The following is a 14,808-nucleotide window of genomic DNA, read 5'->3' on the forward strand; positions in this document are numbered from 1 at the left end:
ATACTGTAAAGATAAAGAAGGATAGAAGAGTTGCGGATATGGAGTATATAACTGAGCCAAGGCTGTTGTCCTATTGAGAATCAGCTGTAGATGATTAACTACTTACTGTGGGGAAGGATGTATTTCTGGAGCACAAAAAATAGGCGTGACCTGGATTATTCTAGAAGATGCCATGAAGCCAACTGATCGAGGAAGAAAGCATGGCAAAATTTTGGGAGGTTATGAGGATGGCAAAAATAAAAACTTTTGATACAGCGACAGTCTACCTGACTGCTGCATTTAAGATGCAAATGGAAAAGGTAACACAGTACCCCTGCACTCTAGTAGAGGCTCCAATGGGCTATGGAAAAACTACCGGAGTGAGGGCGTTTTTCAAAAATACCAAAGTTCGAGTTTTAGAGCAAAGGCTTCGTGACGATTCACTATCAGGCTTTTGGAAGTACTTCTGCCACTTATTCAGGGAGTTGGATGGGGACTGCTATGAATCCCTCCAACATATCGGATTTCCCGTAAACGGCACTGCCAAAGAAATGGTTTTGGGTTTCATCCAGAAGGCACTACCATCGGAACCCATCGTTCTTGTATTAGGTGATTACCATCTGGCTGACAACCCGGAAGTCAATGACTTTATGGAATATCTGCTTTGGAATGAACTGCCAGGATTACATATTGTGTTGACCGCCCGTTATACACGGCTTAACAATTTAGACGAACTTGTTCTAAAGGGATATTTGCAGCATATCCAGAAGGAATCTTTGGAATTTACACCGGAAGAAATCAAATCGTATTACAGGCTGTGCGGAGTAACATTGCAGGAAAAAGAGGTCAAAAATCTTCACACTTATACAGAAGGGTGGATTAGCGCCTTGTACCTCTTAATGTTAAGCTACAGGGATGAGGGAATCCTAACAGGGTCACCAAACATTTCTCGATTGATTGAAAAGACCGTTTATACTCCGTTCAGTCAGGAAATTAGGGATTTTCTTGTACATATCTGTTTTCTCGATAGCTTTACAATAGAGCAGGCATCTCATATGTGGCAGAAGGGAAACACCAAAGAACTGTTGGATGCAATCGTAGGCAGGAATGCGTTCATCAGCTACGACGAAAAAACCGAAATCTATCAGGTGCATAGAATCTTTTCTGAGTTCCTTCAGGAATTAACGAAGCGGATGGAGCCAAAAGAAAAAGACGAATTAAACCGTCGAATGGCAGCGTGGTTTGCAAAAACCGGTGAGTATATTTCTGCGTTGCGATGTTACTACCTTGCGGGAGACTGGGATGCTCTCTTTACTGTGCTTGAAGTAGATCAGGGGCACAGTATACTCAATGAGCACCGCGAGGAATTGATTTCTTTCTATGAGGAATGCCCAGTCCCTATTAGAGAACAACATCCTGTGGCATTGCTGGTCATTGCAATCTGCCTTTTTTCCTATAATGAAATGGTGCGTTTTGCAGCAGTATGTGAAGAAATAGGGGCACTTTTGCGAAGCGCGAGTAGAGAAAATCAGTCGCTTTGTGAAATTGAGGGCGAATTAGAGCTTCTCCTCAGCTTCACCAAATATAATGATCTTGAAAAAATGGGAGAGCATATCAAAGCGGCTTGCAATTTGATGGAACGGCCCGCCAAGTTTATGGATACACGTGGCGGTTGGACATTTGGTTCCCCCTCTGTGCTTTATATGTTTCACAGGGAAGCTGGGCAACTTCTGCATGAACTAAAACTCATGAGGGAGACTTTGCCCTACTATGATCTGATTGCAAAAGGTCATGGCGCAGGTGCAGATCACATTATGGATGCGGAAATTTCTTATCTGTGCGGTAAATTTGATGATGCAGAAATTTTAGTACATAAGGCACTCTATTATGCCAGCCTCTGCAAACAGCAAGACATTTTAATCTGTGCAGTCTTTCTCCAGATTAAGATGGGGCTGTATAAGGGGGATTATGCTTATGCGGCGTACAACCTTCAAAAAATTAGAGAGCAAACGGAGAAAGGGATATGGTATCATCTACTTGATACGATTGACCTTTGCCAAGCCTTTCTACTGGCTTCCCTAGGACAGAAGCAGGACATCCCAGAATGGATCATAAACGGAAATTATCATTTCAGTAAGCTCCACTTCCCGGCATTGCCTTTTTTTAATATCATATATGGACATGTGCTTCTGGTTCGGGAGGAATACCACAAGTTGCTTGGAAGCATGGATTATTTTATGGAGAACGCTGCGTTGTTCCCCAATCTTCTGGCACAGATATACACCCACATCTATGCAGCAGCTGCTAATGAAAAGCTGCATAGGAGGGTTGAGGCACTTGCGGAACTTACCAAGGCTCTGAAACTAGCCCATCCCGATTTGCTTTTGATGCCCTTTGTGGAACATTGTGGAGGGATAGAAACTTTATTGGCAGAACTGTATCGTAGAGGGATGCAAAAAGAATTCATTTCATCTATCTTAGGTCTGTATGAGCCTTACAAACAGGCAATCAAAAGTATTACGGCTGAATATTTCACAAGAGAGAGGCCTGTTCTTACTGAACGGGAGGCAGAAATTGCACAGCTGGTTGCACAAGGGCTTTCCAACAAAGAAATCGGGCAGCAACTGTATATTACTGAAAACACGGTGAAAACCATTTTGAAGCATATTTTTCAAAAACTAGGGATTGGTTCCCGTGCTTTACTGAAACAATATGTTGATTCGGAGCGAAAAGAACAATAATGTCTCCGTATATCATTTACCAATATCACCCTTTGGGTGATATAAAGCATAAAAAAACCACTGTACAATAAGTATGGTGGTTTTTTATGTTGTGGGGGTGATTCAGTTGAGCCAAATAGTCAATGTTGTACCGAAAGAGGATTACTGTCTTGAGATTATTTTAGATAACGGCAGCAGTATTCATTTAAGTCTAAAGAGCAGGTTAGAAACAATCCGGTTTGGAATGCTGAGAGATGTGGAGTTGTTTAAGAAAGCAACCACCAACGGCATCTGCATCAACTGGGAAAGAAAAGTAGAAATATCCCTGAGAGAAGCGTTCCAACTGGCACAAAAATAAGGAGGGATTCTAAGAATGAAACAAACATGGAAGAAAATAAGTAGCCTATTTTTAGTGGTGTGTATGATTTTGACCATGCTGCCGATGACGTCTTATGGGGCGGGAATAGATAGACCGCAGGTGTATTTTGGAAAAAACATCAACGGTAACCCTATCAAGTGGTACATTGTAGCAACCGCAACCGATGCCAGCAGCGTCACTCTGTGGACAGCGGACAGTATGGGAAGTAAGGCGTATGACAGCAGCGAACATGCCAATTGGAGCGGCTCAGAGATCTGCACATGGTTGAACAGCACATTTTTGGATGATGCTTTCACGGCAGCAGAACAGAAGTTGATAGCCGCTTATGGGAGTACAGAAGATCCGAATAGTATTGACATTAGCCAAAAAATGGTACTGCCATCGGTAGAAGAAATGGGTACTGGTAGCAGCGCAGGTACATGGAATATAAATGAAAGTGCTCGCTCTTTATCTGATAGCTGGTGGTTGCGGACACCAGGTGCGAGTGATACTGCCGCGGCATATGTCAAATTTGACGGTGAAGTTATTGTAGACGGCGATGTCGTAAGTAAAACACTTGCCGTCTGCCCAGCTTTTAAGGTGGATGTGTCATCTGCTTTATTTGCAACTGCCGCCGCAAACGGCAAATCCACAAGCATAGGTTCCCTCGCCAGGGTGACAGCTCCCAGCGGTGCGATGAAATGTACGATTATCGATTCAGCCATGGCAACGCCGTCGCTCACATTGGCAGCAGAAACCAACGGCACGAATGCAATCCAATTCGCTTATTCCGGTGCACAGACGGGAACAAATCAGTATCTCTCCTGCGTACTGCAGCAAAGCAACACACTGGAATATTATGGTAAGTTGGCGGACTGTGACAGCAATCCCAGTGGAAATTGTACATTTTCTATCTCGGGTGTAAAACATGGAACTTATGATCTACAAATCTTCTGTGAACAGGTTAACGACGATTACTTTTCGGATTATGCAAGTGCGCCAGTGGGCACAATGACGCTGACGGTGGATGCAAACGGAAAGGGTACCGTAAGCGGCACTGGATTTTCTTCAGATGATTCCACTTCTCCCGTGCTTTCGGCGGGCAGCGTGAACCGCACCAGCGACACGGAGGGTACAATCGACTTCTTCAGCGATGAAGCGGGCGAAGCTTACTATGCTGTAGCGGAAAAAGACGTAGCTGCACCGGAAAAAGCGGATATCGTAAGCAACGGAAATCCCCTCGGCTCGGTGAATGGTATGGCCACGGGCAAGGCGATAGACTTGAGCGCAGGGGCAAAGGACATCTATGTGGTGGTTAAGGATGCGGCAGGTAATATTAGCAGCCCGCTGAAAATTGAAGCGGCGGCTTATGCGACTACGGATAGTATCGCCCCCATGCTTTCGGCGAGTAGTGTAAATCGCACCAGCGACACGGAGGGTACAATCGGCTTCACAACGGATGAAGCAGGGGAAGCTTACTATGTTGTGGTAGATAAAGATGCAGCCGCGCCGGATAAAGCTGATATCATAAGCGGCGGAACATCCCTCGGCTCGGTGAGTGGTACGGTCACAAGCAAGGCAGTTATCCTTACTGCAGGTGCAAAGGACATCTATGTGGTGGTCAAGGATGTTGCAAAAAATCTTAGTGATCCACTGAAAATTGAAGCGGCGGCTTATGTTCCAATAGACACTGCGCCTATCCTTTCAGCGGGAAGTGTGAGCCGCACCGGTGATACGGCGGCAACCATCGGCTTTACCACCAATGAAGTAGGGGAAGCTTACTATGCTGTGGCAGAAAAAGATGTAGCCGCGCCGGATAAAGCTGATATCGTAAGCAGCGGAACATCCCTCGGCTTGGTGAGCGGTACAGTCACAGGCAAGGCAGTTGACTTGAGCGCAGGTGCAAAGGACATTTATGTGGTGGTTAAGGATGTGGTAGGCAATATTAGCAGTCCGCTGAAAATTGAAACGGCGGCTTATGTTCTCCCCAATACAGATGTCGACACCGTGGGCAAGAGTAATGACGGCGTAAACTTTACTTCGTTACTGTCTGGCGGCGGCAAGGTTTACTATGGAAGCTATCGACACATTCTTGAACCTTTTCATAGGTCGGGAACGTCGTATTATAGTACATGGGAAGCACAAGCTACCCCAGTTTTGTGGCGCATCATGGGGGAAGAACCGGGAAGCCCAGACCATGGTATTACATTAATGAGCCATTATATTGTGAATTGTGGCAAATTTGGTAAGTCGGGTGAATCAAGTGGTTGGGAAGGAAGCTACGCGCAAGCTTTTCTAAATACCACCTTTTCATATAGTGCCGATGCTGTCTTTCTTTTGAGAAGCTTTACCACACCCGAGACGGAGCATATCCTAACGACAACAGGACTATCCGCAAAAGTAGTTCCCGGCGGGGAGATTAAACAGTTTAGCGGTTGCAAATTATGGTTGCCTGAATCAAACAACCATAATCAAAGTTTTGGCGGAACGAGTGACGTCACTTGGTATGCAAATGTTGAAACAAGCCCCACCGTACAGTTAGGAACCTCCGTGAGTGATAACATTGCGACCTTAAAGTGTGGCACGGTGTCCAGCTATTGGCTTAGGTCACCCATCGAAGATGGGGCCTACGTTGAAAACCAAGTAACTGGCTATGGATATACAGACAGCGCGTGCAATGTTGAAGGCTATAATGGTATTCGCCCTTTATGCAAGCTGGATCCCCAAGCAGTTCTTTTTGCTTCTGAAATTCTCTCAGATGTGACAAATAAACCTTGGGCAACAGCCACTGTGGCAAATAATTACGCCACAGGTGATGATACAGCAAAGAATTATAAGCTAACAATATTAAATAGTGCTCTACAGATTGGCACACTAAGCCTTAATGGAGGGGATTTGCAAAATGGCTCAACAAATGCGATTGAGCTTGGCACAAACCTTGATATTACAGCGACAGGTGCAAGTGCAGACACGAAACTAACCTATAAAATTGTTACAGCAGAGGGTGGCGAAAGGCAAGTGGTGGGCTATGGCTATGGCGACAACACGAGCCTGACCTTGGAAACAAAGGATTTAAGCGGAGCCGATTTATCTAGGGGAGACTATGACGTTTATGTGTGGGCGCAAAAGGACAATGCAATCAATTCCAATGAAGGCTCAACGCCGTTGTACTTCAAAGTATGTCTTGACACGCCTCATGATGTTAACGTTACAAACGGCACAGGCAGCGGCAGTTATGTAAGGGGTGGAACCATTACCATCACTCCTGCTCCTGCACCGGGTGGAAAACAGTTCAAAGAGTGGAGTATTACCCCTGATGTTATTTTTGTGGATGGAACAAGCAAAAGTAGCCAGACAGCAAAATTCACCATGCCAGCAGAAATAGTGACGGCAACGGCAAATTATGAGACGATTTCTGCCACCTATACCGGCGTAACGGTGAACCCTCCTACTGTAACGGTGCAAAAAGGTAAGACCTATCATTTTGGTGCCATAGTCAATGGAGCATATAATCCAAGCCAAGCCATAACGTGGACGGTTGAAGGTGGCAACGGTACAACTGCCATAGGCACTGACGGCAAATTGACAATTGCGCCTAACGAAACGGCGGCTACACTCACTGTCAGAGCTACATCTGTGGCTGATACATCAAAATCTGGAATAGCCACTGTAACGGTGATACAATCACAGCCGAGCTACACCTATACCGTTACCTTCATGAATGGCAGCACGGTATACGCAACGAAAACCGTTGTTTCGCCTGCCACAGCCATTGACACTCTGCCTATGAATCCAACCAATGGCAGCTATACCTTTCGTGGATGGTTTACAGGTGCAGGCGGCAGAGGAACAGGCTTTAATGCTTCCACATCTGTCACCTCCAACATGACTGTATATGCTTACTGGACAGGTGGCGGCGGTTCTAGCAGTTCTGGCGGCGGGGCTGCTCCGTCTGTCCCCAAGCAGGAAGCAAATGTAACGGGTGGCGGTAGCGCAATCAAAACTGAAATCAAGACCAATACAAAAGCGGGCAGTGCGTCGGCGGAACTAACCGCTACACAGGTGGCAAAGAACAAGGATATTTCAGTTGCCATACCAAAAATCACAGGCGTGAGCAAATACAGCCTTGGTATCCCTGAGGCTAGCTTATCTTCCATAGGGGGCAATGGCTCGGTCACTCTGAATACGGCTGTGGGCAATATTACGCTTCCTTCTAACATGCTTGCTGGCACAAGCACTGCTTCAGGAAATCAAGCACAGATTCATATTGGTGTGGTTAAGTTTAGCGATCTGCCGAAGGATGCACAGGATAAGGTGGGCAATCACCCAATCGTTTCGTTGGAACTCTCAATCGATGGCAAAACCGCGGCTTGGAACAACCCAAATGCGCCTGTGATGGTTTCAATTCCATATACACCAACAGCAGAGGAATTGAAAAATCCTAAACAAATCATTGCTTGGTACATTGACGGCAGTGGCAATTTAATCAAGATGAAGGACGCGAAGTATGATCCGGCTACCAAATGTGTCGTGTTCACCACCACGCATTTTAGCTATTACGCTGTGGGATATAATACATCAGCTCTGTCTGAAAAGTTTAGCGATGTTCTTTCTGATGCATGGTACAATGACGCGGTGACCTTCATCTCGGAAAAGGGTATCACCACTGGTACAGGTGATGGCAAATTCAGCCCGGATGCGACCCTCACCCGAGGGCAGTTTATCGTAATGCTGATGAAAGCCTACGGGATCCAAGAGGATAAAAATGCTACTGCCAATTTCACTGATGCCGGAAACACCTATTACACAGGTTATCTTGCCGCGGCCAAGGCAAAGGGAATTTTAAGTGGCTTAGGCGATAACAAATTTGGTCCAGAGCAAGCCATAACCAGACAGGAAATGTTTACTCTGTTGTACAATGCCCAAAAAGTTATTGGTCAGATTCCCCAAGGCGATTCTGGAAAGACAGTTTCTGACTTTTCAGACGCTTCGCAAATTGCTAACTGGGCTAGAGAATCAATCACAACCTTTATCGGGACTGGAGCGATCAGTGGAAATGATGGGAAAATCCAACCACTCAGCACAACTACCAGAGCTGAAATGGCACAAGTGTTGTATAATTTGTTGGCAGAGTAGGTTATATTCTGTTATCAATCAGGCTGCGAGTTAAAAAGATCACAGCCTGTCTAATGTTTCTATATATCCTGTTGACATATTGGCATGAATCAAACACGTTGAGACGATAGCGTTGATTACAAGGGCGGACAAAGTGGGGAGTACAACAGGATCAAAAAAAGGACTACGTAGAATTCCTGAGTTTAACAGAGAATCGTCAGTAGTCCTTTATTTAGGCACCTAAGAACCTAAATTTTATTGATCCTCAGTTAGGGCGTATCATTGGAAAGCTTGAATGAATTATTGTTTCAATTTTAATCTAATGTAATCAATTCGGAGCAGTTGGCTTGTGCTGACTGCAAAAAGTATTGCTAGGTATAAACAACTTGAAGACAAGAATTTTGCAGAGAAATAATTGGTAGGTACTTTAACCAGCGTAGCAATTGCGTTTATTACTACTTTCTGTGGAGCCTCTTGACAAATAAACGATCGTTCACTATAATATAGTAAACGACCGTATACTACGTAGGAGGTGTAAACGAATGACTGATACAAAGGAAGATATTCTGATGACTGCGCTCCGATTGTTTGCACAAGACGGTTATGAGGCGGTTTCTGTTAGCAAAATTGCTGGAGAGTTGGGTATGACAAAGGGTGCACTATATAGACACTATAAAAATAAGCGGGATATTTTTGATAGCATTTTTGAACGTATATGTCAATTAGATATTGAGCGTTCTAAAAAAGTAGGTTTTCCAGAAAAAGAACAAGATTTTTTCAGTATTACTTCTGTGGAAAGCGTGAAAGCATATATGGAATCGCAGTTATATTACTGGACGGAAGATGAAATTGCTTGTAATTTCCGTAGAATGTTGACTTTGGAACAGTACAGAAACCCTGAAATGACAAAATTGTATCAAAAAGTTTTAGCCAGTGGGCCAATCAACTTTATAGAAGATTTATTTCGTAAAATGATGAATCAAGGGACTTGGCACAAGGGCAGTGCAAAACAAATGGCTATTGAGCTCTATGCTCCGTTCTATTTATCACTAAGCATTTTAGACGCAGCATCAGGTGAAGAAGAAAAAGAGGAAATTGTAAAACTTTTTATAACACATATTGAGTGTTTCATAGAAAAATATGCTAAAGAAAAGATATAAATTTGTGAAGGTGAGAATATGAAATTAGAGTGGGTTTTATGCCCTGTGTGGGGTAACAAGACATACTTGAAGGATACATTTTTGAAAAATTATTATTTTGCCAAAATGTAAACAGGAAAAAATAATTTCTGCAAAAACCTAAAAATAGAAGTTGTTTAAGAAATGACAAATTAAATGAAAGTTTATTCATGTTCAGAAAGTCCAACGAAAGTTGTACTTATAAAAACAGAAAACAGGAGGATTTTTTATGAAAAACAATTATTACCAGGGCATTGTGCGCTAACCAGGAGGTTTGCGTATAAATCAATTTCTACCAAGCCTCCCAAAGGGACTAAAACAACGACTTTTAGGAGGATAAAATCTCATGAATAGAGAAAACAAACGGAAACAATACGAAAAAGGATATTACAAAATCCACGCATGTAACGACAGTTTTACCTGCAAGGTCTGCGGTAGGCTAGTAGTGCCGACAGGTGCTGGGAGCGACCACCGCAATCATTGTCCAAACTGTCTGCACAGCCTTCATGTGGATATTGAACCCGGTGACCGTGAATCGGATTGTGGTGGTTATATGGAGCCGATAGCAGTTTGGGTACGCAAAAATGGTGAATGGGCGATTATTCACCGTTGCCATATATGTGGCCAACTTTCATCTAATCGAATAGCGGCTGACGACAATCCTATGAAGCTAATGTCGATTGCATTGAAACCAGTAGCACTTCCGCCGTTCCCAATTGAGAAAATTGAGGAAATGACTGATTTAATGGCTGGCGATGGGAGATTAAAGTGAGTACAAAAAAATCACAGAGCCCAGACGCATAGATGCAGAGCCGATAACCTGATAGGTGGATACTCATGGTTATTGGCTCTGTTTGTTTTTAGGTGAATATCTTTACAGCTACACCTTTGGTTGGCTATCCAATGTGGCTTTCACAGTCAATTTTATTACTTTCATAGAGCGGTCATCATAATTGTAGGGTATTTATAAACTCTATTGGCGCTGTTTACGATTGCAACGCATTATCTAAACTGGAATGCCTTGGTTAAACAATTGAATCGGATAAGTAAAATCGAGCAGATGTAATTTTGATGTTAAGCGAGGGCCATAAAACCAAAAAAATATTTAAAAAGGAAATTAATAGAGAGGAATTTTTAAATTTGCGGTAGATACGCAGTGATAAAGAAGCGGAAGAAATAACAAAAGCTGAGTTGATAGAACTAGGATCAAGGTCAAGAGTAGTTGGGGAACTAACAAGGTAGGACAGAGAGTAATTTACAGAAAAATTGAAATCAAAGTGGTTATGTAGTAGGAAGATAATGGGATTAGCCGGTTTGACCAGGGAAATGGAAGAACGATGAGGACGGTTCTTTTTGAAAAAGAGATTGAAGAAAAAACACATGGAAAGATAGTTGAAAGCTGAATTAATGAGCACAACAGAAGTAATGATATTGAAGTAAAAATGTTAGACATATATAGAAACGCTGTCCAAGAGTCTTGAGCCTAAATAAGTAAGCTGGGAATCAAAAAGAACCGTCCCCTGTGAACTCGGAACGAATGCGGAGAATTTGAATTTAAGGCATTAGTTTGTGTTGAAAAAATAATTAATAATGGAAGAATAAATGGAATGAGGAGGTATTATGAAAAAAGTTAAATTGGTTTGTTTTTCAGGTACTGGTGGTACAAAACGATTTACCTCATCATTAGAAACTAGCCTTATCAAGTGTGGATGTGACGTTAAAGTTTTATATTTAGAAACGAAGTTAATAGAAATTGCTAAAAGAGAAGGTACTTTTAATGACATCTCATATGATTTTATTATAATCCTTTTTCCAGTTCATGCATTTGATGCACCGGAGCCAGTTTATAAATGGATAAAAGCGCTTCCCAAATGTCAAATGGTATCTGTTGCACTGATTTCGGTTTCGGCTGCTGGCGAATACTGGATTAATCAAGCTTGCAGAATTGGTTTAATAAGAGCTTTATCAAAAAAAGGGTATAATGTTTTCTATGAGCGGATGATTATTATGCCGTTTAATATACTGTTTGCAACAAAAGAGTCTTTTTCCATGCGTTTGCTTCAATTGCTTCCGATTAAAGCAGAGAATACGGCTAAAGAAATCCTCGAATTGAAACGGCGAAGAATTGAACCTAAATTGAAAAGCAGGGTCATAACACGTTTGGCTAAAGTTGAAAAGGTAACATCTAAGTTATTTGGTAAAGAATTAAGAATTAAGAAGACGTGCACGCAATGTGGACTCTGTGCTAATAGTTGCCCTATGGAAAACATAAAAATGAATTATGGAACTCCTCATTTCGGATGGCGCTGCGTAGAGTGTCTTCGATGCATATACATTTGTCATACACATTCTATTTACCCTTTTGTATCACGATTTATGGTGGTTAAAGGCGGATATGATTTAGACAGGTTAGAAAAACAAATTGAAAACACGATTCTTGAGTCAGATGAGGAGCTTACTGCTGGAGTGTACTCGTTTTTCAGGGAGTATATTGAGAACGAATGGATATAAAGTTGATTAATTAATTTCATTATTATAAAGAATAATACTTTATAAGGCTTTTTTAGAATACAGTCGATGGATTCGTTTTAGAGAAAAATTGCCTCGGCCAAGGAACCAGAATAAAATTAGCGAAAGCCGTGAGTTGAAATCAGCTCACGGCTTTCCTATGTCCACAATTTAGAAAAAGAATTGATATGAAAAAACTTAAAAGAATGGAACCTGCCAAAGAAGAAAAGAAAAAATTGAAGGTCGCTTGTATTGTAGGGTTAGCACAAAATTTGAAAGCCAAAAAAGTAGCATTAATTTACACTATGATATTCTGGCTGCTGATAGTTCAACAAAGCCTGTCCTTCATACTCGAAGGGCAAGCTTTTACCGCATTTTACAACTATTACGGTATGGGGTGGGGCTTTCACTATGAGCCATGGAGAAAAAAGTTCAATAAGAGGAATTGCTAAATAAAACAACCTTTTAGGTGGTAGCCTGAAATATAAACCAGCCATCCTTAACGGAAAACTGAAATACACCACCATGCTTTTCAACGATATGAGCCATGCTTTTTGTTCCAAAACCATGTCCTTGTTCTTTTGATACAGGAAGTCCTTGGTGAAATGTCGGCTCTATCTGATATCGGTTGCGAATATCAATACAAAGCTTATTATTTTTGGAAAACACTCGCAGCATAATAAAACGTTTATTTTCATCGTTTATATTTTTTGTGGCTTGTATTGCATTTTCCAAAGCGTTTGACAAGAGCGAGCAAAGCTCAGTATCGCTAAAGGGAAGGGAATCAGGTAGTTTCGCATCTACTGTAAGCATGATTTTCGCCTGTTTGGCTTTTGTAGTGAAAGCGGACAAAATCAGATTGACGGTTTCGTTTTCGCAATAGCATATGGGTGTGATGGCGTCTATGTCGGACTGGGCAGTTCGTAGGTACTCTTTAATCCCCTCTATGTTTTTCTTGGAGGCAAGTCCTTGTAAAAGCACAAAATGGTGGCGCATATCATGCCGATAGGATGCGGCGTTCTGTTGTAATTGCCGCAGAGAAACAAACTCTGTCTGCGCCAGTCTAAACTGTACATCCAACATATCCCGTTCTCTTTGGAGGATAGCTTGTTTTTGCGTTTCGGTATAGTAAAGGATAACATACACAAAGTAGAAAACAGAGACTATTGAGGGCATGAAATGTACCGCCCATTCGGCGCCACTGTAAAGCACATCGGTGTAGATGGTGGTTATGTAGTCGAACAGATAGTAAAAAAGGGGAACTCCGCCTAAAAATAAGCAAGATTTGGTAGACTTCTCCATAAACTGCCGGACAGATCCGGTCACATATCTTTTTAAAAAATAATACGCAAAAAACACAAATACTATATAAAAAATATGGTCTGCAAGTCTGCTGTCCAAAGTAGCTCCCGCAAGAAAACCAAACCAGCGTGGAGCCTGACAGCAAAAATAACCGGAAAGCACGCTGGCAACGGATATGAGCCACGGACGCTTATAGTATAAAGAGAATATTACGATCAGCGGCATATGGACAATCAGTGGATACAGCTTTGATGTCAAATCTAAGCCTAAAAGCCACCAACTAACGGTTTGGACGAAAAGGAAAATGACACAGAGCAAACCTGTAATGAGCCTGTTTTTCTTTGTAGCTTCTATGCCTGCAAAGAGAACGGACACCGTGATACCAAAGACAAGAGAAAACCCAAATCGTAAGAGTCCTATCACTGTTGCTGCCATTGAAAAGCAACTCCCTCCATTTTCTTATTCCCCTTCCATTTGATAATTCAGATATTGTTGCTTCATCTCCTTGGCTTTGCCCTGTGCCACAGGAACAGTGGAAAGGGTCTGCAAGGTTATCTGATGGTTTTCGATGGTGTCTACATACTTCATATTCACCAGATAAGAGCGGTGAGGTTTCATAAAACAACCATATTTCAGCAGATTATCGCAGACAGGGGAAAAAGGCTTCATACATTCGATGACTTTGCCGGAGCGAAGATGATAAAGCACATTTCTACCGATGACCTCAACAAATGTTAAATTGGAGATTAATATTTTTTGAATACCATCATTGCTCTTTACAATAACCGCATCCTCATCTTTTTCCTCTTTGAACTGCTCCAGCAGCTCATCAAAGGTAAAGAACAATTTTTCCTTTGAGATTGGCTTCAGTATATAGTTTATGGCTTTCACCGAATAGCTTTCCAAAGCAAACTCGGGCGATGAGGTCAAGAATAAAATCGGCGCAGTTTTGTCAAAGGTGCGGATTTCCTTTGCTACATCAATGCCGGTAAAGCCCGGCATCAAAATATCCAGACAGTATATATCAAACCGCTTTCCTTTTTCCAAGGTGGAAATTAGCTCAAATCCGTTTGGAAAGACGGCGTGTTCGCAGTTAAGATGTTTAGATGTTCGGTATAGGTCTATTAGCTGTACCATATTGGCTAGTTCGTCAATATGGTCATCACAGACCGCAATTTTCAGCATAAGCAACCCTCCGTGTTGTTTTAAGCTTCTTAGAGAATTCTTGCAGGCTCTCTCTCCTGTAAATCGGGTTGTTACCGATTACCGGGTTCAGATTCTATAACGGCAATTTTATCAGGAACATACTCCATGATATCGCCAAAGTTACAGCTCGAAACACCGCAAATTCGAACCAAAAGATCGACACATGTGTTTTCATTTTTTAGATGGGAGCCGCTGCTGATGCCGCTGCCTTGCATAGCTCGCCTTTTCTTATGTTATTGTCGATCATCAATTTAAATAATTTGTTATAACTGATACCCATAATTCACCTCACTTCTTTCTGAAAAACGAGAATCCTTTGTTAATCTTTCATAATAACAGCACACAGTATATCACCAAATTATGACAAGTACAAGCTGAAATTCATGCCTACTCGTCGATTTTTGTGTGTTATTGAGTTTGCTCAAATCTAAAAGAAAAAAGG

10 protein-coding genes are annotated in these 14,808 nt (G+C 42.2%); 7 read left to right on the forward strand and 3 right to left on the reverse strand.

The genetic code is table 11. The features are described 5' to 3' along the window. The first annotated feature begins 227 nt into the window (after positions 1 to 227). The 7 genes from NE558_RS08275 (at position 228) to NE558_RS08310 (ending at position 12,310) form a co-directional block, all read left to right on the forward strand. Positions 228 to 2,720, forward strand: a complete 2,493-nt coding sequence (locus NE558_RS08275) for a LuxR C-terminal-related transcriptional regulator (protein ID WP_256149546.1) — start codon at positions 228 to 230, stop codon at positions 2,718 to 2,720. A 106-nt stretch (positions 2,721 to 2,826) separates the two neighbouring features. After that, positions 2,827 to 3,057: a DUF2442 domain-containing protein gene (locus tag NE558_RS08280; protein ID WP_305145030.1), complete on the forward strand. Its 231-nt coding sequence runs from the start codon at positions 2,827 to 2,829 to the stop codon at positions 3,055 to 3,057. Between the two features lie 15 nt (positions 3,058 to 3,072). Further along, on the forward strand, positions 3,073 to 8,193 hold the full coding sequence (locus NE558_RS08285; RefSeq protein ID WP_256149547.1) for an S-layer homology domain-containing protein: 5,121 nt from the start codon (positions 3,073 to 3,075) through the stop codon (positions 8,191 to 8,193). Between the two features lie 521 nt (positions 8,194 to 8,714). Continuing rightward, entirely contained in the window at positions 8,715 to 9,332 is a 618-nt protein-coding gene (locus NE558_RS08290; protein ID WP_256149548.1) for a TetR/AcrR family transcriptional regulator, read from the forward strand. 364 nt (positions 9,333 to 9,696) lie between these two features. Beyond that, a complete protein-coding gene (locus NE558_RS08300; protein ID WP_256149549.1) occupies positions 9,697 to 10,122 on the forward strand; it encodes an RNHCP domain-containing protein in 426 nt (141 codons plus the stop codon). Positions 10,123 to 10,970: 848 nt separating this feature from the next. Further along, positions 10,971 to 11,861, forward strand: coding sequence for an EFR1 family ferrodoxin (locus NE558_RS08305; RefSeq protein WP_256149550.1), 891 nt, complete (start codon positions 10,971 to 10,973; stop codon positions 11,859 to 11,861). Between the two features lie 185 nt (positions 11,862 to 12,046). Continuing rightward, on the forward strand, positions 12,047 to 12,310 hold the full coding sequence (locus tag NE558_RS08310) for a hypothetical protein (RefSeq protein WP_256149551.1): 264 nt from the start codon (positions 12,047 to 12,049) through the stop codon (positions 12,308 to 12,310). Positions 12,311 to 12,323: 13 nt separating this feature from the next. On the opposite strand, the gene NE558_RS08315 is transcribed toward NE558_RS08310, so the two are convergent. From NE558_RS08315 to NE558_RS08325, 3 genes are all read right to left on the reverse strand, one after another. After that, entirely contained in the window at positions 12,324 to 13,595 is a 1,272-nt protein-coding gene (locus NE558_RS08315) for a sensor histidine kinase (RefSeq protein ID WP_256149552.1), read from the reverse strand. Between the two features lie 24 nt (positions 13,596 to 13,619). Beyond that, positions 13,620 to 14,345 (reverse strand): LytR/AlgR family response regulator transcription factor, encoded by a 726-nt coding sequence (locus tag NE558_RS08320; protein WP_256149553.1) that lies wholly within the window; start codon positions 14,343 to 14,345, stop codon positions 13,620 to 13,622. 71 nt (positions 14,346 to 14,416) lie between these two features. Further along, the gene (locus NE558_RS08325) at positions 14,417 to 14,581 is read right to left on the reverse strand and encodes a helix-turn-helix domain-containing protein (protein ID WP_256149554.1); all 165 of its coding nucleotides are present in this window, start codon (positions 14,579 to 14,581) and stop codon (positions 14,417 to 14,419) included. Positions 14,582 to 14,808: the final 227 nt, after the last annotated feature.

Origin of the sequence: Anaerotignum propionicum (assembly GCF_024461735.1) — a bacterium.
Classification (GTDB): Bacteria; Bacillota; Clostridia; order Lachnospirales; family Anaerotignaceae; genus Chakrabartyella.